Here is a 24,474-nt window from a genome sequence, read left to right as displayed (position 1 = left end):
TTAGCTAAATGACTCCTCGATTGCTTTTTCCAGAAACTGTGAGGAAAGGGGCGTGTTACCCAGCGAAGCGACCTGACAGGCCGCAGCGAGGGCGCCAAGATAGCTGGCTTGCCAAATATTACCACCGGCCACCAATGCAAGCGAACTGGCAGCCAAAAGGCAGTCACCGGCGCCTGCGGGATCTACAGCATTCTGATTTAATGCTGGTAATCTGTCATTTTCCCACTTATCGAATGTTGTATTCGGTTTGTGGATCAGCACTCCTTCTTCAGCCAATGTTATCATAAGGTTTTTAGCATTGGATTTTTCAGCAAGTTTCTGGGCAAGTATGACTAATCCATCGTCGGGGTTATTGAGTGCAACACGGACTTCTTTTTCCGTTGGTGTTATCAGGTCCATGTCCAGATAGCGCGAAATATCACCAACTTGTGAAGAGGTCTGACTGTCGGCAACAACTTTCACGCTGTATTTTTTACACAAAGCAGTAATACGGTGTACCAGTGAAGTTGGTAGCAGACCATAATTAAAATCAGAGAAAACCAACAAATCGGCCTCTTGTAAAAGGCTATCAAGCTGCACCAAAATTTCGTTTTGCTTTTCTTTGTCTATTTTATGTCGTCTGACCTGATTGACACGGAGGAGGGTTTTGTTACCGGCCCGATATCTTGTTTTCAGAGGTGTAGGCCTGCTTTCATCAAGATAAAAGTAAGGTTTTACCTTATAGTCTTTAATTTTATCATGTGCATACTGAGCCGCTTTGTCGTTCCCAAGCACAGATATCAAGCTTACTTGCTTTGCTCCAATTGATTTAATATGAGCGGCTGTAATAGCTGCACCACCTAAGAATGTGTCGGTCCTGTTGGGCGTCATGACGATGGTGGGATCTTCTTGTGACATACCCACAGCGGTACCCTGAACATATTCGTCTACGATCACTTCGCCAATAACCACTGCGGTGATTTTTTTTACGTTTTGCAAACATTTATTTATTGAGTCCAGGTCTACGCCATGACGTTTGGCATAGGTTTTTGACTCAGCATAGTCAAAGCTACTCTTTAATTGATCTGCACGCTTGATGTATTTGTCAGCGTTTGATTCAAACTCACCAGAACCAAAAATGAGCTTGCCGCCATAGCTTTTTAATGCATCCAGCTCCGGATTCTGCTTTTCTTCAAATTCTTTGCCCTTAACAACAACATCAGGGCGGTATTTTTTAATGAGCATGCTGGCTGTATCTAAAGTCAGGAAAGCCTCATCAACACATTCGAGAGATTTCACCATTTCTAATCTATGTGTCTCACTAACTCGACTTTTAACTTCCATAGCATGGTCGCTATTCACGGCAACAATCAGAAAGTCTCCGCACTCTTTTGCAAATTTTAGCAATCTAATATGGCCAGGGTGGAGAACGTCAAAGTTTCCCTGAACTAAGACTGTTTTACTCATAAATTACTGCTCTACCTTTTTTAGTAAGTAAACATGGGCGTTATCTTTGTTTAACTGCAATTCGGGAAAAGTCTCATCAATTAGATGTAAGTCACTGGACACGTGTTGCAAGGTCTTTACTGCGAATAGCAATGTTATGAGGTTTTCACTGCGTTGCCCGCTTTGTGGGATGTATTTTGCAATCAGATCGCCACCGTTGCTGAGGCAGGACAGCACCGCATTGAGTATATCTTGTCCCGCTTGATAGAGTAGCTCAGCATCTTCAATGTAAATTAAGTCAAATGTCTTCTTAGGCAATCTTTCAAGCATATACTCACCATGCAAACTCAGTGAGTGCTCGGTTTCGGTGTTTGCAAGCGTAATAAAACCGGGTGTTAACGAATCTCGATGTTGCGAAATAATCAAACCATACGCACTTCTGAGCCAGGGACTGCTACGATAATGGCACAAAGGGGCTGTAAATCTCAGCAACGCGTTGTCTGTGGGGGGGCTCATACTCTTGGAAATGGTTACTTCAAGTAGAGTACGAGTACCACATGAGCCTCTGACACCTCGATGTGTGACAAGAGAATTATTAAACAGTAAGAAAGTACCAGCCTCACCCTCAATTGTATTTATTTCGCCTGCCGGGTCAATAAACTGCGTAGTACCTGTTGTCATTGAAGGTGGGGTCAGATAGAAGAGTATCTTATATATATTTTCATTGTAGCCATCTAAATGAAAGACTTCCGACCCCACGAGTTCTTCAGATAAATTGAACTGCTTTACCTTGACTGACTCTGTCTGCCAGTGACTCTTTAATTGTTGGCTGACTTCTGAATAGACAGATTTCAGGGCGTCAAGCACACGGGCTTCGAGCGCTGAATTTTCTTTGCGGTAGCTGACAGATTTAATTGTGTTTTTGACTTCATCACTGGAAATGTTCTTGTTACTGACGTAACCAAAAGTTGAGCGTTGGTCTATATCATAATTAAAACGTTGATCTATCGCATCGATGATTTGCTTGCTCTGCTCGGCAGTGATAGACGAAACGTAGAATTTTGTTTTTGCAAAATCACTCTCTGGCTTTGTGTGATTAGAATATGCTGCAGAACAAAGGTCACTATACTCATTCCACGACCTTTCTAATGTATCACTGCCTCGTAAGTCCAGAATGTTTGAAGCTGAAAAATGTGAGTTATTTACAATTTTATTGGTAATCTCTTCAATAAAGCCAAGTGAAGCGATGACAATTTTGGCATTTGTGGCTGTGGTATTTTCATCTAAACTGTTCAAGTTTAATGCTTCAGATATCGACTCCGTGTTTGGCGCCAGATCTAATACTGCCTGAGGTGGTATACACTTTTGTTCCTGAACATAATTTAAGATTATCCGTGCACAGCTCCCTGAGCCATACAGATAATATGGCATATGTTCCAAATTATGGCGTTTGTAGAGTTGATGAAACGCATTAACCACATCCATAAGGTTACCCTTCTAAATCTATGACGGCTCTGACTACCTGATTATTTTCCAAGTCATTCAAAGCATTATTGATTTCACTCAAGGTATATTGGTGTGAAATAAAAACCTCCATAGGAAAATCCAGCTCTTGAATAATGCGTCCTATTTTGACTAGATCTCTGTCTGGGTTGGAACCGCCTCCCCAGGAACCCTCAATTCTTTTGCCACAGATGAGGGCATGAGGATCAAGTTGGATTTTCTCCCCGTTAGGTGGGTGAGAGGCAAAAATACACTTACCGGCGTTATGAATTAATTCAAATGCCATTTCAATTGAGCTGGTGTGTCCTGCACACTCGATTGCAAAGTCAAAACCTTGCGGAAAATTGGCAGCAATTTCACTTTGTATGTCATCATGAAGTACATACCCATGGTCTGCACCCAGTGCCATTGCAATCCTGACTTTTTCGGGGTTTGTGTCAATTACAACCACATGCTTCGGTCTAAAGTGCTTAAGCATTAGCAGAGCACTCAAACCAATTCCTCCCAGACCAATTAAAAGGACTGTTTGTTCGTGGCTTGGTTGTACTTGGTTAAGCACAATGCCGGCGCCGGTAGGCAGGGCACATCCGAGTAACACGGCCATGTCATCATTTATGTCATCGGGGCATTGTGTGATCCGGTTTTCTGACACGACAGTGTATTCTGAAAAAGTGGTCACTGGTCCACCATTGATCGTTTCGCCGTCTTGTGATGAGAAAACAGTACCTCCGGCATCAATGCCACTGCCTTTTAACCAACCCAGAATAACCCGATCCCCGACTTTTACTTTTGCGATACCTGGTCCGGTTGCGACGATATTGCCGACGCCTTCATGACCTAGCAGGTGGGGAAGGTACTTATCTTCTCCCCGGTGTCCTCTTGCTTCCATCAGCTGGCTTCTGCACAGTCCTGCGCGGGTCAATTTTACAAGGACTTGTCCGGTTCGAAGCTCGGGCACTTTTAATTTTTTTATCTGTAAGTCTTTATTTAGCTCAGTTAATACGGCAGCGTTAAAATGGTCTGGAATAATGTTATTCATCGTTCAGCTCAGAGACAAAGTGGGTTAGCGAAGTAAGCATATTTGGTACTACCAAGTCAGGAAGACTAAGTTCAAGCCGTGAGTTATCAAGAGAGAGATCAAAATCTCTGTCGGATTTTTGCTGGAACAGTCGAAGTCTGGCCTGCGTTAAACTGACGGATTCAATCAGCTTAATGACATCTGCGATGTTCATTTCCTGGCCTGTTGAAACGTTATAGGTGCCACTTTTGTTATTAGTAAGTAAGCTATAGGCGGCACTGGCTATCAGGGTGACCGGTACAAAATCTCTCTTGCTTTGCCCGTTATTGGTTAACGTGATTTCAGCGCCTGATTTGACTGAATGAAACAAACGATATATCAAGCTGCTGGTATCACCCACACCACCAAAAACGCCGGAAAACCGCATAATAGATAGCTTACATTGGTGTGCCAGATTAATTCTCAGCATATGTTCGGCAAAGACCTTAAAAGCACCATACTCATTTTTAGGCTCCAAAGGGACGATCTCTTGTGCTTGGCTACCATAGTGGCCATAAACGTCGGCAGCACTGAGGTAGACTACTCGCTTGGGTGTGGTGTTTTGTAATGCTTTGAGTATGGTCTGCAGCTGAATAATGTTCTGCTGGCAGCTATCTGTGTCATTCGCCACGGTACGGGTGATAGCTGAGCAGATTATTAAGTTGTCGCAGTCCCTCAGGTGCTCAACGAGATCTGCAACACCTTGGTGCTGGTTTTCAAGATCAACGTCCTTGCGACTAAGTGCGGTAACGGCCATACCTTGCTCAGCCAGTGTGGCTGCAATATTGCGGCCGATATAGCCGCTACCGCCTAAAATCAGTGTTCTATCCATGTGTATCCTCTATAACGTTAACGAGTCTATGATATTGAGATCGGGTCTGGGTCTTATCCAGCCACACCGGTTACACCCCTCCACCAGGTGTTTTGACAGCGCGGCTTTGAACTCGGTAAAGACTTCACCGGTCACGATGTCATGTAAAGAGGTGGTCTTTACATTTCCCATACTTACTGCAATACATGGGAAAAGGTTGCCGTCAACGTTGATGTGAACACTGGACCAGGGGAATTTACACGCCTGAAAATCTTTAGGTCGAAAGCGTTCGCTATTAATATAAGTCACCCTCGGGATCGGTTCAGAAGAGCTGAGATCACATATTTTAGGGTGAACAAAGGCATTACAGGCACTGTTTTGATTGTACTGTCGGACTAACTCAAGCTGCTCGAGAATAACGTCAAAGTGGGTGTATGTCGGTGCGTGAGATGTTGCATACATTTCTACCATCTCATGCATCTTATCAGAATGCTGAAGATGGCTGCCTTTCAAAAACTGGAAGGCGTGTGTATTAGCGCCAAGTACTTCAACGCAATACTTGTGGATTGCAAGCAGATCATGAGCATTTTTGTCCAGAACAACTGTTTTGATATCGAGTACACACTCGCTGTTCAACTCCGCTTTTCGTTTGTGAAAATAGCGGATCTGTTCAAGCAACTTTTCCCACTGTCGAGGCTTCACATCTCGATTCAGGTTACCTATGTCATCTATCGAAATAGAGAGCACTTTAAAGCTAGGTTTACTTAAGATGAAGTCAATTTTCTTTTCAGACAGTAATAGTCCATTTGTGATCATGTTGCAATCGTGCTTTTTGGCGACTTCATCCACGATGACTTCGAAGTCTTTAAATGCTAAGGGCTCGCCTCCTGTGAAAGTCACACGCGCATACTCAGGCAATTGTGCAACTACGTTAAGCCAGTCTTGTGTTGTCATAGCGTCGTCACGTCTGTCCCTGTCTTGAAAGCAAAAGCTACAGTCCAGATTACACAGATTCGTTAAAACAAATACATACCGATGCGGCATCGTCAGTTCACCACTGAAGATTTTATCGGTGATAGCTTCATGCTTATTGTGAAAAGAAGACATAGTGTTGCACCCTCTATAGCGTGCCGTTTAGTAAATTAAACGGGTAATAAATTTGCTTTGGTTTAAGCTCATTACTGAGCCTGGCCAGCATTCTTTTCGCATTTAATCGAGAAGAAAATGCGCTGAGCATGACAGCGGCGTCGGATATGTTGTCAAGACACTCAGTTGATACAATGGGCGTTGTCGAGTTTAAATAGTACTGGCCATTGCGATTAGGGTTGTCATCAAAAACCTTACTAATAGCAGCAAGTTTATTTGGGAAATGATACTTGATGACTGGCAGCATTAGCGCGGCGCCATAACCATATACAGGGAACTTTGTTGCAGCAGCTTCTAATGCTATTTCGCAAGCTTGCATCTGACTATTAAAAACACGGAGACTAGTCGAAACGGTTGCCAATGATATCGGCGGGTTTGTTACTTTTTCTGCGGCAGGCTGATTAGTAAAGGCGAAAATTGCGCTGTTCCAATGATCTTCATTAACCGTCCAGTCTATTAATGTACACCCCAGAGACTCTAGCAGCGTATTAAATGAGGCCAGGCTGAAATAGTTAAGATGTTGGTGAAAAACATGATCAAAGTTGTAGTTCTCGATCAACTTATCCCAAATTGGCACTTGAATTAAGAACAGCGAATTCTTACTTGCAACCTCAACCAGCTCCTGAATGAGTGCTTTAGGATCCGTGACATGTTCAATGACGTCTTTGCAGATGACCAGGTCAGGGGATTCGCTAATCTTACAGCTTTCAAAGAATTCACCGTATACGGTGACTTGGTCGTCATTGATCTGCTGTTCATGACCACGCAATATAGGGTCAACACCAATTAACTGATGTGCGAGTGGCTTCAGTTCCTTCAGCAAGTATGCGTCATTGCAGCCAACCTCAAGAACACAATCATACGTCGGCTTGAAGTTGAGAGACTGTAAAAACTGTTTGAAGAATTCAGCCGTTTTTCGGCCTGTATAGCTTTGCGAGCTTCTGAACTCATACCCTGATTTACTCGCATAGAGAAGTGATTGATCCAGGACATGCTGTAACTGGGCATGACCACATTTTTGGCAGTAGTGCAAAGACTGGTCAGTTTCACCGAGTCCTGAGAGGCCGGGCCGGTTGATAAAGACCTCAGTAAGCGGCAGTGCTGGAAGTTCCAGCACTGGTGTGGTGTTGGTGTGGCCACATACTGAGCACGCTGTTCGAGTTTCATACTTAATATTGCGATATTTATTCAGTTCGTGCTCTTGTGACATAACTAAACCTTTTTGTTCTCAATTAGGGTATTTGCATGCATGACGATGTTATCATCCGTTAAACCAGCAACCTGACACAGTTCGTCATATGTGCCGTAATCGTGAATCATGTTGTTAATCGCCATCTGCTTAAATTGTGCTTTGTCACGGCTTGCCCAGTGGCGCATAACTAAGTCATATACACCGCCATGTTGTGAAAGCTCTTCACATACGATCACCGCTTTTGTTTTGGAGATACTCTGAATGACTGTTTCAGCGTCAAACGGTTTAATCGTATGGATATACAACAATTCAACACTGTGTCCTTGTGCTTTTAATGTTGCACAGGCACGAGAAGCTTGTTTTAACTGAGGACCTACGGCTATAAGTGTGATGTCGCTGCCTTGCTCAATGATCACCGCTTTGCCTAATTCTATTTTTCCAGTTAAATCAAATGAGTGTGGGTTTTCAGTCAGTTTGAAGTAATTGATGGAGCCTTGATCATAGCACTGTGAAAACAGAGTCGAAAACTCGTATGCGCTTGCAGGACTTGTCACTACAGTATTGTCCAGCTGGCACATTAGTGACACATCATTGTAGCAGTGATGACTACAACCAAGTTGTGCGTAGTCGAATGCCCCGCCAACCGTGATAAAATTACCAGCAAGTTGCTGGTAGGCAAAGTCTAGTTTAATTTGCTCAAAAGACCGCTCTATTAAGAAGGGAGCAATCGTATGTGCCACAGGTATTAGGCCTGTGCTTGCTACACCTGCTGCCATTCCCACAATGGTTGGTTCACAAATGCCCACGTTGTAATAGCGATCAGGGTACTCAGCTGCAAACGGTTTAAGTATGCCATGGCTTATATCTCCTACCATAACAACCAGACGAGGGTCTGAAGCGCCTACAGCCAGCATTTTATCGGCAAATTCTTGTCTCAGGTTACTCATGACAGTGCTTCCATTATTTGATCTAGCTCTTCTTTGGTAGGGATCTTATGGTGCCAGGGGCCATGTCCTTCGGTCATACTTACCCCTTTGCCTTTGATATTTTTGGCAATTAAAACTGTAGGAGCATCATCACTCGATTGTGAAAATGCTTGTTCAATTTGCTGGGGGTCATGCCCGTCAAAAACCACGGTATGCCAACCAAAGCTTTTCCACTTTGCGGGGAGATCATCTTTTGGGCATAGCTGCGCAGCAGACTGATTCCAGTCAACAATGACGGTTAGATTATTCAGGTTGCGGTTTGCTGCAACATGGGCACTTTCCCAGACAGTCCCTTCGTGGCATTCACCATCGCCAACCAAGCAGAAAACTCTGTTACTCTGACGCTTTATTTTGTTCGCAAGTGCACAACCCACAGCCATAGGCATGCCGTGCCCTAGTGACCCCGTTGACGCTTCTACGAAGGGCACTTTTGTACGGTCTGGGTGACCTCCCAATATACCTCCGAATTGTGAATATTGTTCAAGTGCATTGTCTGGGAGGAGTCCGAGCTTTTCTAGCACAACCCACAGCGCAGCACATCCATGTCCTTTAGACAGGATGAAGTAATCTCGCTCTTCCCACTGGGGATTGCCAGCGTCAAATGACAACACGTCGGTGTAGAGATAGTTGATGATATCGACAATGGAGTAGGAGCTAGGAATATGCCCTTCTTTTGACTTGTAGATGATCTCCGCAATGCGTTTTCTTAGGTCTTGGTTCATAAATTACCCCTCATAAAAGACGCGGCCTTGACCACCATCAACCAGTAAAGAAGTGCCTACACAGAAAGAGGCTTTGTCCGAAACCAAGAAAGCAACTAACTCACTGACTTCTTCCCGTGTACCAAAGCGTTTAATGGCCATACGCTCGTTTAGGTATTTTTCAACATGTTCAGGTCTGGTTTTGCTCGTTTCATCCCAGTACCCGCCTTCAGTGAAGACCGCGCCTGGTAAAATACCAGTCATTATGACGTTATGTTCCGAAACGTATCTGCCAACACTACGGACGTAAGCGTTTAGCGCGGCTTTGGAAGCACAATATTGCGGTGCTCCTTGATTTTCCAAAGAAGCAATAGAAGAGACATGGCAGATCCTGCCCCATTTTTTCTCGATCATGGTATCGATGAAGTGATTGTTAAGTTCAATCGCATTAAAAAGATTAAAATCAAACACGTTTTTCCAGTCTTGGAGACCTGAGAGCGGATCGGTGACGCCTAAGTTGCCACCCACATTGTTAACGATGATATCAGGTATCAAGCCTAGTTCTTTTAGCTTTTCAGCCAACGCTCTGGCACCTGACCCATCTTGTAAATTGGCTTCCACAACAAAGTTTTTGTTGTTATACAAAGCACCACAGCGCTCTGCGTTTTGTTGTAGTTGTTCGATGTCACGCGCGGCCCAAATAACGTTCACACCTTCTTTTGCAAGTGACTCGGCTATTGATTCACCCAAGCCACGGCTACTGCCGGTGACCAGAGCAAGCTTGTTTGCGATCTTTAAATCCATAATTAAAAAGGCCCTTTAAACCATTCGCCAGGAATATCATGATGTTGTGTAGTTGTAATTCTAGCAATATCCACACCACAATTTCCTGATATTGTTTGAATAAATGAATTAATGTTGGGGTAGTAGTCGGGTGTCAGGCCGTAGCTAGTTGGCTCTGGATAATGTGGCAGGCCAAGGGTGGTGACCGGACATAGCAAGCTCTGAAAGCACTCGCTATAAATTCGATTGGCTATTTCACTGGCTAGAGAGCAAAACGTATGGCCCATATCCGTTACAATACAGCGTCTGGATTTTTTTACAGATTGATACAGTACGTGCCAGTCAATATTGGTCGGTGAGGCGATTTCTATGACTTCACACTGGATACCAAATTGTTGCATATATTTTTGCGCTTGCAGTGCCTCAGACAACATGTAGCTGTTGCTGATAATTGTATAATCTTCACCCTCACGCAAAATACGCGTATGGCGGGGCTGCTCAGTCAGTGGCTGACATTCATCTTCGCTTGCAATTTGGTTATGAAGCCACCTGTGCTCCAGAAAGATAGTTGGGTTATTGTCCATAATGGCGTCATACAGTAACTGTCCGGCATTGTCTGTTAAGCCGGGAACCACCACTTTCAATCCGGGAATGTGTGAAAACCAAGACTGTAAACTTTGCTGATGAGTGGGTCCTTGTCCCCATCCTCGCCCAACAATGAGGCGAATGGTCAAAGGTACCGACATTTGACCATTGAACATGTAGTGCCATTTAGCTGCGTTATTGACCAGTTGATCCATTGCAAGCAGGAAAAAATCGACCCGCTGGTGAGTCATTAAAACACGAGTGCCAGCAATAGCGGCACCGACTCCTATACCTGTCATTGCGTTTTCGGCGGTCGGCATATCGAATACCCGGCTTTGACCAAAAGCCGTCTGTAAGCCCGATGTTGTGCCGAATATTGCTTTTGGATCGTCTATGCCCAATCCCATACATATCATACCAGGGTCATTTTGCATTGCATGATGCTGAGCTTTCTGCAGTTGTGTTGCGAAACTAGTGGAGTTATTTGGCATAGATATACCTCTCGTTATCTATGGGATCCCCAAAAGGGGAGCTTGAAGCAAAATTGAAAGCGGCTTCTATTTCTTGGGTAATTTGTTCAGAAACGCGTGCCTGGAAATGAGAGAAGTCGGAGTCTGAGGATAGCAATTTCTGTAAATTTTTCAGTGGATCATTGGCAAGCCACTCTTCCACTTCGTGCGCCTCACGATAGTTAAGTTCATCGTCAAAGTTTGGCCCACAGTGTTCCCGATGTCGATAGGTAAAGTACTCGACAAGCGCAGGTTTACGTTCTTTCCTGATGAACTCAATCGCTGCCTGGGAAGCTTCAAGTACCCGTTGAGGATCGTTGCCATCCACACTGAAACTTTTGACGCCAATTTCTGCTGCTAACTTGGCAATACTGCGTGAAGCGGGTTGTCTGACGCTTAAAGGACTGTAAACTGAGTACTGATTGTTTTCACAGGCATATAATATGGGTAATGAGCGTACAGTCGCGAAGTTCAACGATTCATAGAAAGCACCTTCTTCGGTCGCTCCATCACCGAAATAACTGATTGTAATCCCATCGCTTTGGCTTAATTGCTGATGTAATGCATTCCCTGTTGCAAGAGGAATGCTGTTTCCGACTATGGCTGTACTGGCTATAAAACCGCAGTCGAGGTCACTCAAGTGCATAGAGCCACCTCGACCAGCTGTACACCCACCGGATTTACCATGCAACTCAGCAATCAATTTGGATAAATCTCCGCCTTTAGCAAGGTAGTGGGCGTGTGCCCGGTGCGAGCTATACGCTTTGTCCCGCGTCGTAAGGTATTGTGAAATAGCAACTGGCACCAATTCTTGACCTATGGATAGGTGCGTTGGGCATCGCATTTTCTGCTCACTATAACGCTCGGCAATAGCCTCTTCTATCTTTCGAATTCTGAGCGTCTGAAAATAGACTTCTTTTAAATCAGGCATGGTTTTATTTACCCTTATCCACAGTAGCTATACAAAACGCAATGGGGCTGTCGCTGATGTGAGCAACATTTCTAAGTGATGCCACTTGTTGCACATCGAGAAAATACTGAGGCATTAATGTTCTTATTTTTTGATAAAACTTGAGTGAAAGAGGACCAGTTTCGTTTATCACTGAGTTACAGCTACTTAGTCGGCCATTGAGTTTGCCAGTCATGAAACACACACCGCTGCTCAGCCTGCCGTACAAATCGATTGCACTAGAATTTTTCACTGTAGAGGCTGAGCTTTGTCTTGTAGACCTTGCAATTGCAAAGTCTGCTTTTTTTAGCAGAGGAGTTAAAGTTATAGGTGCTGCTCGCACAAAGAGAGAAGTAAACAGGTATGAGACTGCATCGCCGAGCGAATAGTCTGGGCTAATTTGAAATTGAATGTGTACTTCTTCAACGTTAGTATCGAACATCTCCGGCGCCTCATTTACGTACTAAGGGATAAACCAGTAGTAATCTCCACTGTAACCTACCTTCTCAAAGAATTTTTTCCAGTCGTCAACATGCTTGATGGTTTTTGCCGTTAGGTTCCAGGCTTCCATTCTGGCTTTCTCTTGCTCACTACGATAAGCATCAACAGTGATAAAGCTCTGACCACGGCTAACTCGTTCGATTTCCTGGAGTGCCAGCGCACAAGCGTCTTCTTCTAGATTGTGTATGGTGTTGATTGAGATCACAGTGTCGAAACTATTGTCTTCAAAAGGCAAGTCAGATGCACATGCGTTCAAAAGATGGGGTTTAACCTCATCTTTGGCATGTTCAATAGCATAGTCAGAGATATCAATACCCTTAAGCTGGATATCAGGTAAAGCCATCATCAAATCAAATAGCATAAACCCTTTAGCGCACCCTACATCCAGTACGCTGCTGTCATTACTGAGGTTAAAATGTGTTATCAAGTCAGGAATGACAGGTTGCCAAAATCTGGGATGATAGTTAAAGCCACCGTAGCCATGATCGCGCTCACCATCAAAAAACTCTTTGCCAAATTGGCGCGCAATCGCTCTTACGGCCTCACTTTTTGATTCCAATCGCCCAGTTAAGTCTCGTTTTGCTTTTGGGTAATTCTTAAGTAAATCTATTTCTTTTCCCATTGCCATTTCTCTATGGTTTATGCACATAGTCCTTAGGTAGCGTGTTTAAAGTATCCAGGTTGTCTTTTACCCAGCTGATGGTGCGTTCCAGGCCATTCTCAAGTGTGATTGTGTCTTGCCAGCCCAGTTCGCTTTTCAGTTTCTGGCTGTCCAGAAGATAGGCGGCATCTTTGCCTAACCTGTCCTCACTCACCTGGCAGACCTGCTCAAATGGTTTTCCGAGCATTTCGCAAATTTTCATCACAAGCTCTCTGACGCTGATGTTTCGGGTTGTGGAGATGTGATAAATATCTCCGTTTTGTCCGTTTTCGCCAATGGAGTGTGTTGCACTTGATACATCATCCATATGAATGAAGGAGCGGGTAGAGTGTCCGCCGCCGTGCAGCGGCAAGATTTCATTGTTTAAGGCACACATAATCGTTTTAGGGATGATGCGATAAAGCTGTTGGCCTTCACCAAATACATTTGCAGCGCGGGTAAAGACAACAGGGAAATCATACACATCGTTGAAGGTGTGTAGGCTCAGATCTGCGGCAGCTCGAGACACTGCATAAGGCGTACTTGGTTGGTAATGTCTGGACTCAGTAACTAAGCCTGAACACGAGCCGTAAACTTCCGGTGTAGATACGTGTACATACCTCTCCAGCCCATCGTACTGTCTGAGCAAGTTATGGAGCTTTATGGTTGATACGGCATTAGTCATGAACCAGTGCTCTGGATACTGCCAGCTTTGCCCAACCATGCTTTGAGCCGCAAAATTGTAGATGTGGCGTATCTTGTACTTCTCAATCAGCGCCATTATTTCTGCCAGGTGGTGATTTAGATCCAATTGATGAAAATTAATTTGATGATCTAAAGAAAGCCACTTGTAGGGGAGCAGTACGGGGTTTGGCTCATTTGAGCGACTGACCGCAATAACCTGTTTTTCCTGCTTAAGCAGGTAAGAGCAAAAAGAGGCACCGGAAAATGAGTTGCTTCCTAAGACTAATACTGGAGACTCGATCATAGTGTACTGTTAGCCTCTTTTATTTTTGAATCTAATGAGAAAAACTGCGCCTGAATGTTCTCAAGTGAATCATTCATCCAAGCATTGATTTGGAATGGGTTATCATTAAAAAAGTGGTTCTTACCTACCTCAAAGAAGTGCTTTTCGTTACTTCTATCAGACAAATTTGGAATGTCGTTGGTTTGAAACCTAAAAATAATTGAGCGAGCACCAGCAAGGTAACTAATGGGATAGAGTGGTCCATTGTCTACGCCCATATTTATGTATGCTTTGTGATACAACGCAAGCCTGATACTAAGGTCAACAGACGCTTCCGGGTAGGTTGGTAAATCGCTATATTTATCGGGCAGTGGCTCACTTACCTTGTAGGTATCTCGGACAATGAGAGGGTAATACTCATTTCTATCCAGAGACAAGACAAAATCTAGCCAGGCATTTACATTGCTATTTCTGTGTTCTGCATTTGACCAGTATTCACGTAAGGTGATGGTTATCAGCTTTTTGTCACCTACCTGATGGCGAATATACTCTGCCACAATAGCACTCGCTTGCTTAGGCGGTATCAGGTTACTGAGTTTGATTTTGTCGTTGACATAGGATTTCAAAATAGTGAAATCCCCCGCTAACTGACGAGGGTTATTGAAATAATTATCTGGATACGTACAAACATTCAGCTTTTTATAAAAGTCTACACAACTTTTCGAGAAAGGCTGATCGATACCGATACAAGCAGGTAAACAGGAAAACATAGGTTTAACGAGCTTTTCAATTCGCCAGTTAGCGTCTTGCTTGTCGTGGAACACGTTGACTTCGGTCGTATTTTCACAGCGACTGGGCAGAATAACAAACTGAATGAATTTTTTGTTTTGTTTTTGTCTTTCGATTTCAGCAAGTACCACGAAAGTTGTGACATCAAAACACGGTAAATTGTAAGACAAGTCATAGAAAGCAAATAATGTGGAGTTCACATCTGCTTTGTCTGCAAGTAACTCCGCGCACGGGACCAGCTGACCACTGGTATGGTTAAAAAAGAATGACTGCTCAATGGAAATACCGATATTTTGCAGAGAATTCAAAATGTCGAGGACAAACTCCGAACAAATCACTACTCTGAGGTCTTGTTTATTTTCAAGCTCAGATAATGCTTGCAGGGAGATAGCTGTCTCTCCCATGAATTCTTCTCCACCAGATGTACACGCATAGATGTTGTCGTCATTGTTAAACTCTGAGCGAACAAACATGTCGGTAGAGGCTGTAATACCATAAACTACAGTAGACATTTAATTTCCTGCTTTTAATTCTTCGTATAAGGCCTTCATTAAAATGTGACCCAGCACCACCTGGGTGTCTTCTGATATCTGCATGTCCTGAATAGCAAAGTGAAATACCTGGTCGACCAGTCGCTTGGCGTGACCGCCATCAAACCCGAGTATTCCAACGGTATGCATACCCAAAGTCTGGGCTTGCTCTATGGCGCGGATAATGTTGCCTGAATTGCCACTGCCAGACAGTACGAGTAATACGTCTTGTGCCGATGCTTTGACCTTTAGCTGGTGAGCAAAAATGTTGTCGTAGCCTATGTCGTTACCAAGGCATGTCAACACTGAACTGTTTGCTGCCAGTGCTTCCACTTTCAGGGCATCTCCCTGGGGGTGAACACCAAATGTAAAGTCGTTTGCAAGGTGGATGGCATTGGCGGCCGAGCCACCGTTGCCACACAAATACAAGGTACCGCCGTTGGCTTTCATATCCAGCAAAGTGCTGACCAGCTGCTTGACTGCATTACCATCAAGTTGTGTCAGTACCTGGCTGAGCGTGTGAACATAGTCCTCAGTCAGAGCGACAATCGGATCCTGGCGTGGTATGGGGGCGACGATGCCTTGTTGTTTACTCATAATACTTCTCGCTGCATCCATTTAAGGTTATAGAAGCGATCTTCATTTTTTAACTGGCCAGCACGATAGGCGCTGATCAGTTCTTCAATCGCAGTGGCGACATTTTTGGTGGGTTTAAATCCTGTCGCCAGCAGTTTATCTGAGTTGATCCGGTAGCACCTTGGGTCATTCGATGGGGTTACCTCAATGTCACAATCAACCTGAGCCTTTACCATATTTGCAATATCCATAATGGAGATATTCTCAAATCCGGCATTGAATACACCGCTGGTTTTTTCTGGATGTTCCAGCATGTAAATGTACAGGTCAGTAATATCGTCGATATGGATGTTTGGACGCACCTGGGCACCGCCAAATACAGTGATTTTGCCATTCTCAAGCGCCTGCATCGTCAACATATTGACGGATACATCCAGGCGTTGACGGGGAGATAAACCACAAACTGTTGCAGGACGAACAATTTGTACAGCCATATCATCCGCGTAGCTCAGCAATACACGCTCGGCAACCATTTTAGTTTTGTTATATTCTGAGATTGGTTCGAGGGTGAGGTCTTCAGTGACCTGCGCTTCATCTTTGACGCCGTAAACACTGCCCGAGGATGCGTAGATAAATTGTTTTATCCCAGCGCGTTTGGCTTTATCAGCCAGTTGCATGGTTGCCAGTGCACTCACTTCCCAGGTCAGTTTAGGGTCTAAGTCACCGCAAGGGTCGTTGGCGATAGAGGCGAGGTGAATGATGCTGTTTACACCGCTCAGCTCAATGTCTGAGGTATGACGCACGTCACCTTTTATCACCGTAAGGTTTTTATGTTCCGGCAGGAAGTTACCAAACCACTGGGTATCCAGTGCGATAACCTGATAGCCTTTGGCGAGCAGCTTAGGTACTAATACCGTGCCCTTATACCCGGTGGCACCGGTCACTAAAACGGTTTTATTGCTCATTGTTCTCTCTTTTTGAATACTTTAATCACCTGGCATGACAATGCTCTAGCAAAAATTACGCCCATGTGTGCGGGCGCCATTGACTTACGCTGTGTTAGACAGTTTTTTGTTCAACGTGCTTATTTATATCGGCAAGGTGGGGATGGTTCTTTAATGTTTCTAATAACTCACTGTAACTAAAGCATAGATTATTATTAAATTGCTGATAAATCGCCTGAATTGCAGTGTAGTCATCTGGTTCATCCAGTGTCAGGCGATAATGGCTGTGATCGTCTCCTGCGCTAATGATATGGCTATTCATAGTGCTGAACTTTGCCATACCTAAGGTGACATGTTCTCTGTCTGATGAATGAGTGGCCTTTTGATGTGTGCGTTTAAGCAGGTGATAGGCAAACACACATGTGTCCAGCCCACGTGGAAATCCGCTATGGGGTCCCAGGCTGACCATGTCGACGTCATGATTTTGATAATAGTGAATAGCCTGCGAGACAAGCGTTGCATCGATCAGGGGGCAATCACTGGTTAGACGAACAATCGCAGTATCACTTTGAGCACCGAATTGGGTCGCAGCCAGGTAGTATCGACTTAGCACATCTTCTGTGCTGCCCCGAAAATAGTTTATGCCCATTCTTTCGCACAATTCTACGATTGGGTGCTCTGTGCCATCATCCGTGGTTGCAATGATAACGTGTTTGGCCAAATCACCAAGACGTTCTAGCATCACCTGAAGTACCGAGCTGGTACACAATGGCAGCATCACTTTGCCAGGAAGGCGGGTAGAAGTCATTCTGGCCTGAATAATTATTTGCACGTCCTTCAAGATAAACCTATTCGCTGGAGCTCAGTGTTGGTTTGGATATTATATGAGTGACATCAGGCAAGTAAAGCCAAATTCGGATATCCATAGAGTGAGTTGGTGGTTCTGTACAAAAGTAACTCAATAGTTGCTCGTTATTTATAATAAAGTCTGATTATGACTGTGGAATCTTGCACCCCAGGACAACCATGCATAGAGTTAACGTATAAGAAACGCTTTATATACAATAGTAAATCTGTTTTTATAAGGCGGTAGTAGAAGTAGCTGTGGAAGTAGGAGTAGTGCACACATGCTAGATTGAAAGTAAGTTAACAGGGGAAGGCAGTGAAACTAGCAGACACTCAATTTTATGTTTATGGTGGGAGCCACTATGGACAGGCGTTAACAGCCTATCTAATGGAAATGGGTCTCAGACCACGCGCTATTTTAGACAGAGCGCCCAAGTTCAAAGAATATGCAGGTGTACCTTGTCTTACTTTTCCACAGGCGGGTCTGGATACCAACTATCCGATCATTGTCACTATTCTCGGCTTTAGTGGGGTGGAAGAAGATTTGCGTCAGGCTGGATTTCTACACATTATAGATACGTTGGTTGCATTTGACATGTTCCCTGAGGCTCTTCGGAAATTGAATGAGTGTGGTGTGTTATGGATGCAGGCACCTGCGAGCAGCCAGATAAACAAAACCTGTTGTGAAGCGGTTTTATCTTTGCTCAGTGATCAACGGTCACGGCACACTTTTGAGCAGATTGTTAACTATCGTAGTAATCCCTGCCGGCAGTATTACCCGATACCGGAGCAATACGAGATGTACTTTCCACCAGGGATACCTGATTTATATCAATATGATACGATGCGTATTTTAGACATTGGAGCGTTTGATGGTGACACTTTTGCAGCTTTCTATTCGCGTTATGCGACGTCTATTGAGGATTACACGGCACTTGAAGCCAGCGCTAACAATATCAAACTGTTTCTCAATCGTATACTTGCTATGGGTGTAGAGGGTAAGCCTGTCAATATACGTCGTCTTGCTGTTGGACTCCCTGAAGGACAAAGGCTTAGAGTCGAAGAGAATTCGTCAGCTACGGTTGTCAGCGTAGTTGCCGCGGACGAAGAGGTACCACCAAATTGTTTGGTTGAGAGTGTTAACCTCGGTACTATAATGCATCAAGTAAAGTGTAACGTATTGAAAATGGACATTGAAGGCGCTGATTTTGATGCATTGTGCCAGGCTGGTGAATATATTTCTAAATACACACCAACATTGGCATTATCTTTGTATCATACACCTGAGGATTTGTGGAGAATCCCGTTATTGATCGAATCATATGCTCCGGGTCGGTATCATTACTATCTGAGACAAGAGGGGCATTGGCTTTTGGAAACACAATTGTACGCTGTACCTAAACCAAGCTTGCTGTGATTCAAGACATCAAAGACAGGGAACCTCAAAAAAGCTAAGATAATAAATAAGTTAAATTGAATTTGAGAACATCATGACGTTTCAATCAGGTTTCAACATTGCAGGTCAGAGTGTCGGCCATGACCAACCTTGCTACATCATCGCAGAGATGTCTGCAAATCATGGCCAATCACTAAGTAAAGCCAAAGAGCTGGTTTATGCTGCCAAAGAAGCCGGTGCGAATGCCATAAAGCTGCAAACCTACACAGCAGATACTTTGACTATGGACTGCAAACTGCCGCATTTTGAGGCAACCGGCCCCTGGCAGGGTCAGTATTTATATGACTTATATAAAGGGGCCTATATGCCCTGGGATTTTCATGCTGAGTTGTTTGAGCTGGCTGAAAAAATTGGCATCACCTGTTTTTCCTCACCCTTTGATAAAACTGCAGTCGAACTGCTGGCTCAACTGAATGCGCCGGCCTATAAAATTGCTTCACCGGAACTGATTGACCATCAACTGATCCGAGATGTGGCGGCCACCAACAAGCCCGTGATCATGTCAACGGGCGGCGCCACTCTGGTAGAGATTGCGGAGGCGGTGAAGGTAGCTGAAGACGCGGGTATTAAAGAATTATGTCTGATGAAATGTACCAGCACCTATCCTGCTCCGGCCAACAGCATAAACCTGCGTACTATCCCACATATGCGAGAGGCATTTGGTTGCCCTGTAGGCTTATCTGACCATACTTTAGGGAATGATGTACCGCTGGCCTCAGTGGCGGTCGGTGCATGCATGATTGAAAAGCATTTTGTGATGAGTAAAGAGGATAACACCGCAGACAGTTTCTTCTCTATGACGCCCGATGAACTGGCTGATTTAGTGCATGGTGTTCGGCAAATTGAGCTGGCAATGGGGCAAGTTCATTATCCCAGCGAGGCGTCTAAAGCACGCCGCTGTGTGTATATCGTCAAAGACATCAAAGCAGGGGAGCGGATCACGCCAGAGCATGTTGCACAGATGCGACCAGGTGGCGGAGAAATTATGCCCAAATCCCTGCCGGATGTTATTGGCCGCACAGTAAACAAAGCTTTGGTACGCGGGATGCAGTTAAGCTGGGGAGATATGCAATGAGTATACAACGAGAAGCCGTACTGACTTTGCTAAAAGCGTTTTTTGAAGCGCGTGCTGTGGTGGTGAGCGAAGCTGATTTTGAGTCCTTCGATTTTGTCGCTGCCGGTGTATTGGACTCTTTTGAGGTATTGTCGATGATCATGCACATTGAAGCGCATTTAGGCTTGTCAGTCCCACCCGAACTGCTGCTGGATACGCGCAATGCACAAGTGGGGCGTTTCGCTGATGCCATAGTGGCGCTGGCATGATAGCCATCCGTGTCGATACGCGCTGTGGTATGGGCCACTTCATGCGCATGAAGTGGCTGGCCAAAGCTTTAATTGAACAACACCAGCGAGTGATGATGCTGGTGGATGCGAATACAGTGCCAGCACGTTTCTATCATGATCTTGATGTTGGGCTTATCGAAGTGCCTCAGCAATCAGACACCGTAAATGATGCGCAGTTTGCTCTGGATGCCCTCTCACAGCGAGGAGAAACAGCCAGTCGGTGGGTGGTCGATGGATATGGCTTCGATGTGCGATGGGAACAGCTTATTCGGCAAACCGGAGCAACCTTGTTGGCCATGGATGATCTGGCCCGGGCCCATGTGGCTGACCTGGTGGTGGATGCTAAATGGCAGGGGTTAAAGACTGCTGCACGTTATGAAGGCAAACTTGCGCAGCACAGCCAGACTTTACTGGGCCCGGATTATTGTATTCTGGCACCCGAGTACCGTCAGCTTCAGGCTGAAGTGCGTGATGGGGGGGTGTTATTTTCATTGGGCGGAGGCGGAGACTGGCATGTGCCTGCACGCTGGATTTTCCGCTTACTCGAAACGCCGCCTTGCGGACTTGAAAGTATGCCGATACAGGTGGTGATTGGCCCTAAGGCCACGAACACTGAGCAGCTGTATACACTGGCTGCGAAACACCGCCGCTTAACTTTGATTGAACAGGCAACCAGCCTGGCCAGCTACTACCAGCGCTGTGGCTTATTTGTGGGCGCGTTGGGAACATCTTTATATGAACTGGCCGCGACACAAACCCCAGCGCTGAGCTTTAGCCTGGCTGTCAATCAGGATAATGAAATGGCGGACCTTGAGGCGCTGGGGCATTACCTTCATATCCCAGACTTACTGGCACAAGATACGCACAAGGTTGTTGAGCTAATCGCAACTTTATACAGTGAGCGTAAGCGGGTACAACAGCTTTGCACAAAAGCAGCTATTAATGTAGATGGGCTGGGGGCACGGCGTATTGCGTCTGCTCTGTTAAATGGAACGGGAGCAGGACTGACAGCACCTCAAGGCGGCAATGAGCAGCCAGACACAAGCTGGACACTGGCGGGTAACTTGCAATTGTTCCCGGTGGCAGATGTGCACATCAACCGCTACCTCAGAGCCCGTAACCGCAGTGATAACGCCTGGCGTATGACTATTACCGAGCGAATTAATGAAGTAGAGCATTATCGCTGGTGGTTCCGTCAAACCCGTGACTCATTTGTGCTGTTGCAGGGCGATGAACCGCTACTCTATGTCTGGCATCAATGTACAGCAATAGAGGGACAGGCCTATCTGTTTGGTGGTTGGTTTGCAGCCAGTGACGCGGTTAATTTTGTTCATGCTCAGCTTATTTTGCAGTGGCAGCTGACACTCACGGGCGAGGTTTTCCCTGATGCCGTCTGGGTTGCGGTGATCAATAAACAAAATCGATTTGTTAACCTGCTCAATGAGCGGGCGGGCTTTGTGGCCCTGGCAGAAGATGAGCCAGGTTATAAAGCTGTACAGCAGCTCTTTCCTGATGCCAGCCACCAGGACTTTAACTTTGTCGCCAAATACCCAATGAGGACAGACTGTGAGTAATATCTATCAAATTTTTGCGCAGCATGTGCAGTCTCAGCCAGATAAGGTCGCTTTGGTGTTTGAGCAACAAACGGTGAGTTATCAGGCGCTGAATATCAAAGTATTGAAACTGTGTGCCCATTTTTACCGCTTAGGGTTACAGCCGGGTCAGCGAGTAGCCTTATTTGCGCCGAACGGCCTGGAATACCCGGTGGTGATGCTGGCAGCGGCGCGCCTCGGCCTTGCCATTGTGCCGCTACCCATCAGCCTGAAGGGTGATGCGCTGTCGGTGGCGTTAAAGAAAACCCCTGTTGCAGCGGTAATAGCCTGGCCTTCTATCGGGCGAACGCTATTGGCGGATGCAGTCATAGAGCCAGCTAATCTGATCAGTCTTTCACAGCCCGTTGCTGATGAGCCGTGCTGGCAGGATATTATGTCAGAGCAGTTGCCGGCGCAGGCGGCGAATACCCGCGAGCCAGTGGTGGATATCAATGCACCTTTTATACTCACTATGACATCCGGCTCGACAGGTCAGCCCAAACCCATCGTTCTGAGCCAGCAGTGTAAAATCACCCGAGCGTTTGACGCCACAATCCATTATTACAGATTAACTCCGGATGAAGTTGTCTTGGTCGCCACTCCGCTTTATCACTCGCTGGCCCAGCGCGGGGTGTTGATGCCGCTGATGCTGGGGGCAACCAGTGTGATCCTGCCCAAATTTACTTTGCCGAAATGGCTGGAAGCCATCAAAACGCATCAAGTCAGTTTTTTATTTGCCGTATCAGCTCAATTAGAAAGCTTGCTCAGCTGTGACGAAGAAATGGATCTGAGCTCGCTGCGCTGCGTGGTGTCGTCGTCTGCTGTGCTCGCGGGAGAATCTAAACAGGCGCTGTTAAAAAAACTACCTTGTCGCTTGCATGAGTGTTATGGCGCCTCTGAAGTGGGCGTTGTCAGTGATTTTTGTGTCAGCGAACGACGCGATAAAAACGGTGCTGTCGGCGCGGCTTTGCCTTTTGTTCAGGTTAAAATCTTGGATAAAGAAGGGTGTACTTTGGATGCCGGTGAAGTGGGTGAAATTGCCTGTCAGACGACAACCGGGTTCAGTGGCTATTTAAAAATGCCACAGCAGACGCAAGATGCTTATGACGCTGACGGGTATTTTCTTACGGGCGACTTGGGATATCTGGATGAAGACGGCTTTTTGTATTATGTCGGACGTAAAAAAGAGGTGATCTCCAGCGGGGGCATCAATATCTTTCCGCAGGATATCGAGGCCGTTATCAAGAAGCACCCCAAAGTGATTGATTGTGTTGCTTTTGGTTGTGCGGACAGGCAGCTGGGCGAATATATCAAAGTGGTTTATGAGCAGCAGGGGGATGTAGATATCAGCCGCGAGCTGCGGTTACTGTGTTTATCTGAGCTCACTGACTACCAGCAGCCGCGAACGCTCGAGCGCCTCAGTGCTTTGCCCAGAAACCCGATGGGCAAAGTGCTTAGAAATGACGTAAAAACGCGTTATTCAGAGGTGTAAAAAGGGGTGTCAGGAGGAAACCTGACACCAGCCGTGCTGCTGGTCAGAGGTCACAGCCGCTTCAAACAATGCCATCCCCGCTTGAGCCTGGGCAAAACCAAATACATATTCATTTTTGGGCGCAATACCTGCCTGATAGGCCGTCAGACCCTGATGAATATCCGTGTACAAATTGGCAAACGCTTCGACAAACCCGGTTGGGTGACCCGGCTTCATGCGGTTGTAACGAAACTGATTGGCGTATTGGCATTGTCCTGCGCGGTCCAGGATTTCTCTTCTGCCGTCACTAAATTGCAGCTGCAGCTCGTCAGGGTTGAGCTGTACCCAGGTAGCACTGCCGGCCGTGCCATATACTCTGATTTGCAAGCCATTACGATGGCCTATGGCGGTTTTTGACATCCACATACTGCCACGGATCCCATTAGGGTATTTAAGCAGCATTTGTACATCGTCGACTAATCCCGGGTAATCGGAGTGGTTGGCAAATTGAGCACAGGTTTCTGTTGGTTCCAGTTCCAGTAAATAACTTGATAAGTGGTGTAAATGTACACCCAAATCAAGGCAGATAGTCGGCACCTGATAGTCCTGAAGTCGCCATGCCTGAGGTTTCGCCGGTTTGCCGGCAATATCCGGTGGGCGTTTAAAACCTTCCTGCGGCATTTCCAGGTGAATTTTTTGGATCTGGCCCAGCTTACCCTGATCAATAAGGTGTTTGAGCTCTCGAACCATAGCATAGCCACTGTAGTTATAAGTCACCGCCAGAAAGTGTGTTGCGGGGTCATACACTTTTGCTAACGCTTGTGTCTCAGCGGTTCCACAGACCAACGACTTTTCGCAAATGATCGGAATATTTTTATCCAGTAATGCCGTCAGTACATCCAAGTGATGGGGTGTCGGTGTGAGAACCACCACCGCGTCTACCTGGTCTTTTTCTTGTTCGATAAGGGTGCGCCAGTCACTGTAAGTGCGTTCGGTGGCGATATCCCACTGTTGTGCGGTCGCTTTATTGGTATCCTGATCACGACTGAAGGCACCAGCCACCACTTTAAAGCGATTATCCAGCTGCGCAGCACTAAAGTGCACGTAGCCGACGGCAGAATTCATGCCTCCGCCAATAAAAGCTAGGTTTAAGGGCTTGGTTGTCATGGTT

24 protein-coding genes are annotated in these 24,474 nt (G+C 45.7%); 5 read left to right on the top strand and 19 right to left on the bottom strand.

Features of this window, described 5'->3' with window-relative positions; translation table 11 throughout:
* From NH568_RS16785 to NH568_RS16700, 18 genes are all read right to left on the bottom strand, one after another.
* The gene (locus tag NH568_RS16785; RefSeq protein WP_253049009.1) at nt 1-1,446 is read right to left on the bottom strand and encodes a PfkB family carbohydrate kinase; all 1,446 of its coding nucleotides are present in this window, start codon (nt 1,444-1,446) and stop codon (nt 1-3) included.
* A gap of 3 nt (nt 1,447-1,449) precedes the next feature.
* On the bottom strand, nt 1,450-2,910 hold the full coding sequence (locus NH568_RS16780; protein ID WP_253049004.1) for a hypothetical protein: 1,461 nt from the start codon (nt 2,908-2,910) through the stop codon (nt 1,450-1,452).
* A gap of 4 nt (nt 2,911-2,914) precedes the next feature.
* Nucleotides 2,915-3,967 (bottom strand): zinc-binding dehydrogenase, encoded by a 1,053-nt coding sequence (locus tag NH568_RS16775; RefSeq protein ID WP_253049001.1) that lies wholly within the window; start codon nt 3,965-3,967, stop codon nt 2,915-2,917.
* Nucleotides 3,960-4,817, bottom strand: coding sequence for an NAD(P)-dependent oxidoreductase (locus tag NH568_RS16770; RefSeq protein WP_253048997.1), 858 nt, complete (start codon nt 4,815-4,817; stop codon nt 3,960-3,962). Before NH568_RS16770 ends, NH568_RS16775 begins: the two co-directional genes overlap by 8 nt.
* A gap of 9 nt (nt 4,818-4,826) precedes the next feature.
* Nucleotides 4,827-5,903, bottom strand: a complete 1,077-nt coding sequence (locus NH568_RS16765; protein ID WP_253048994.1) for a radical SAM protein — start codon at nt 5,901-5,903, stop codon at nt 4,827-4,829.
* A gap of 13 nt (nt 5,904-5,916) precedes the next feature.
* Nucleotides 5,917-7,152 (bottom strand): methyltransferase domain-containing protein, encoded by a 1,236-nt coding sequence (locus tag NH568_RS16760; protein WP_088531047.1) that lies wholly within the window; start codon nt 7,150-7,152, stop codon nt 5,917-5,919.
* A 2-nt stretch (nt 7,153-7,154) separates the two neighbouring features.
* Nucleotides 7,155-8,081: a transketolase C-terminal domain-containing protein gene (locus tag NH568_RS16755; RefSeq protein ID WP_088531046.1), complete on the bottom strand. Its 927-nt coding sequence runs from the start codon at nt 8,079-8,081 to the stop codon at nt 7,155-7,157.
* Complete coding sequence (locus NH568_RS16750) at nt 8,078-8,842, bottom strand: transketolase (protein WP_253048990.1); 765 nt, start codon at nt 8,840-8,842, stop codon at nt 8,078-8,080. The genes NH568_RS16755 and NH568_RS16750 overlap by 4 nt, the downstream gene beginning before the upstream one ends.
* Before the next feature lie 3 nt (nt 8,843-8,845).
* The gene (locus NH568_RS16745; RefSeq protein ID WP_253048987.1) at nt 8,846-9,625 is read right to left on the bottom strand and encodes an SDR family NAD(P)-dependent oxidoreductase; all 780 of its coding nucleotides are present in this window, start codon (nt 9,623-9,625) and stop codon (nt 8,846-8,848) included.
* 2 nt (nt 9,626-9,627) lie between these two features.
* Entirely contained in the window at nt 9,628-10,680 is a 1,053-nt protein-coding gene (locus tag NH568_RS16740; protein WP_253048984.1) for a transketolase C-terminal domain-containing protein, read from the bottom strand.
* The gene (locus NH568_RS16735) at nt 10,670-11,629 is read right to left on the bottom strand and encodes a thiamine pyrophosphate-dependent dehydrogenase E1 component subunit alpha (protein WP_253048981.1); all 960 of its coding nucleotides are present in this window, start codon (nt 11,627-11,629) and stop codon (nt 10,670-10,672) included. The genes NH568_RS16740 and NH568_RS16735 overlap by 11 nt, the downstream gene beginning before the upstream one ends.
* 4 nt (nt 11,630-11,633) lie before the next feature.
* Nucleotides 11,634-12,089: a hypothetical protein gene (locus tag NH568_RS16730; RefSeq protein ID WP_253048978.1), complete on the bottom strand. Its 456-nt coding sequence runs from the start codon at nt 12,087-12,089 to the stop codon at nt 11,634-11,636.
* A gap of 21 nt (nt 12,090-12,110) precedes the next feature.
* On the bottom strand, nt 12,111-12,770 hold the full coding sequence (locus tag NH568_RS16725; RefSeq protein ID WP_253048975.1) for a class I SAM-dependent methyltransferase: 660 nt from the start codon (nt 12,768-12,770) through the stop codon (nt 12,111-12,113).
* Nucleotides 12,771-12,780: 10 nt separating this feature from the next.
* A complete protein-coding gene (locus NH568_RS16720) occupies nt 12,781-13,776 on the bottom strand; it encodes a GDP-mannose 4,6-dehydratase (protein WP_088531039.1) in 996 nt (331 codons plus the stop codon).
* Nucleotides 13,773-15,056 carry a hypothetical protein gene (locus NH568_RS16715; protein WP_253048971.1) on the bottom strand — a complete coding sequence of 428 codons (1,284 nt, stop codon included), beginning with the start codon at nt 15,054-15,056 and terminating at the stop codon, nt 13,773-13,775. The genes NH568_RS16720 and NH568_RS16715 overlap by 4 nt, the downstream gene beginning before the upstream one ends.
* Entirely contained in the window at nt 15,057-15,671 is a 615-nt protein-coding gene (locus tag NH568_RS16710; protein WP_253048968.1) for an SIS domain-containing protein, read from the bottom strand. It lies immediately after the preceding gene.
* Complete coding sequence (locus NH568_RS16705; protein WP_253048965.1) at nt 15,668-16,615, bottom strand: SDR family oxidoreductase; 948 nt, start codon at nt 16,613-16,615, stop codon at nt 15,668-15,670. Before NH568_RS16705 ends, NH568_RS16710 begins: the two co-directional genes overlap by 4 nt.
* Before the next feature lie 94 nt (nt 16,616-16,709).
* On the bottom strand, nt 16,710-17,426 hold the full coding sequence (locus NH568_RS16700; RefSeq protein ID WP_349288015.1) for a glycosyltransferase family protein: 717 nt from the start codon (nt 17,424-17,426) through the stop codon (nt 16,710-16,712).
* 330 nt (nt 17,427-17,756) lie between these two features.
* Between NH568_RS16700 and NH568_RS24230 the strand changes: the two genes are divergently transcribed.
* The 5 genes from NH568_RS24230 to NH568_RS16675 all read left to right on the top strand — a co-directional run bounded on the left by NH568_RS24230 (nt 17,757) and on the right by NH568_RS16675 (nt 23,324).
* Complete coding sequence (locus NH568_RS24230) at nt 17,757-18,857, top strand: FkbM family methyltransferase (protein WP_253048962.1); 1,101 nt, start codon at nt 17,757-17,759, stop codon at nt 18,855-18,857.
* A 73-nt stretch (nt 18,858-18,930) separates the two neighbouring features.
* A complete protein-coding gene (pseI, locus tag NH568_RS16690) occupies nt 18,931-19,971 on the top strand; it encodes a pseudaminic acid synthase (RefSeq protein WP_253048959.1) in 1,041 nt (346 codons plus the stop codon).
* Nucleotides 19,968-20,219: a phosphopantetheine-binding protein gene (locus NH568_RS16685; RefSeq protein ID WP_253048957.1), complete on the top strand. Its 252-nt coding sequence runs from the start codon at nt 19,968-19,970 to the stop codon at nt 20,217-20,219. The genes pseI and NH568_RS16685 overlap by 4 nt, the downstream gene beginning before the upstream one ends.
* Nucleotides 20,216-21,814, top strand: a complete 1,599-nt coding sequence (locus NH568_RS16680; protein WP_253048955.1) for a pseudaminic acid biosynthesis protein PseG — start codon at nt 20,216-20,218, stop codon at nt 21,812-21,814. The genes NH568_RS16685 and NH568_RS16680 overlap by 4 nt, the downstream gene beginning before the upstream one ends.
* Nucleotides 21,807-23,324: a class I adenylate-forming enzyme family protein gene (locus NH568_RS16675; protein WP_253048953.1), complete on the top strand. Its 1,518-nt coding sequence runs from the start codon at nt 21,807-21,809 to the stop codon at nt 23,322-23,324. Before NH568_RS16680 ends, NH568_RS16675 begins: the two co-directional genes overlap by 8 nt.
* A gap of 9 nt (nt 23,325-23,333) precedes the next feature.
* On the opposite strand, the gene NH568_RS16670 is transcribed toward NH568_RS16675, so the two are convergent.
* Nucleotides 23,334-24,470: a Gfo/Idh/MocA family oxidoreductase gene (locus tag NH568_RS16670; protein ID WP_253048951.1), complete on the bottom strand. Its 1,137-nt coding sequence runs from the start codon at nt 24,468-24,470 to the stop codon at nt 23,334-23,336.
* Nucleotides 24,471-24,474: the final 4 nt, after the last annotated feature.

It is taken from the genome of Pseudoalteromonas sp. XMcav2-N (assembly GCF_024124545.1).
Classification (GTDB): Bacteria; Pseudomonadota; Gammaproteobacteria; order Enterobacterales; family Alteromonadaceae; genus Pseudoalteromonas.
This window is presented reverse-complemented; position numbering and strand designations above follow the sequence as displayed.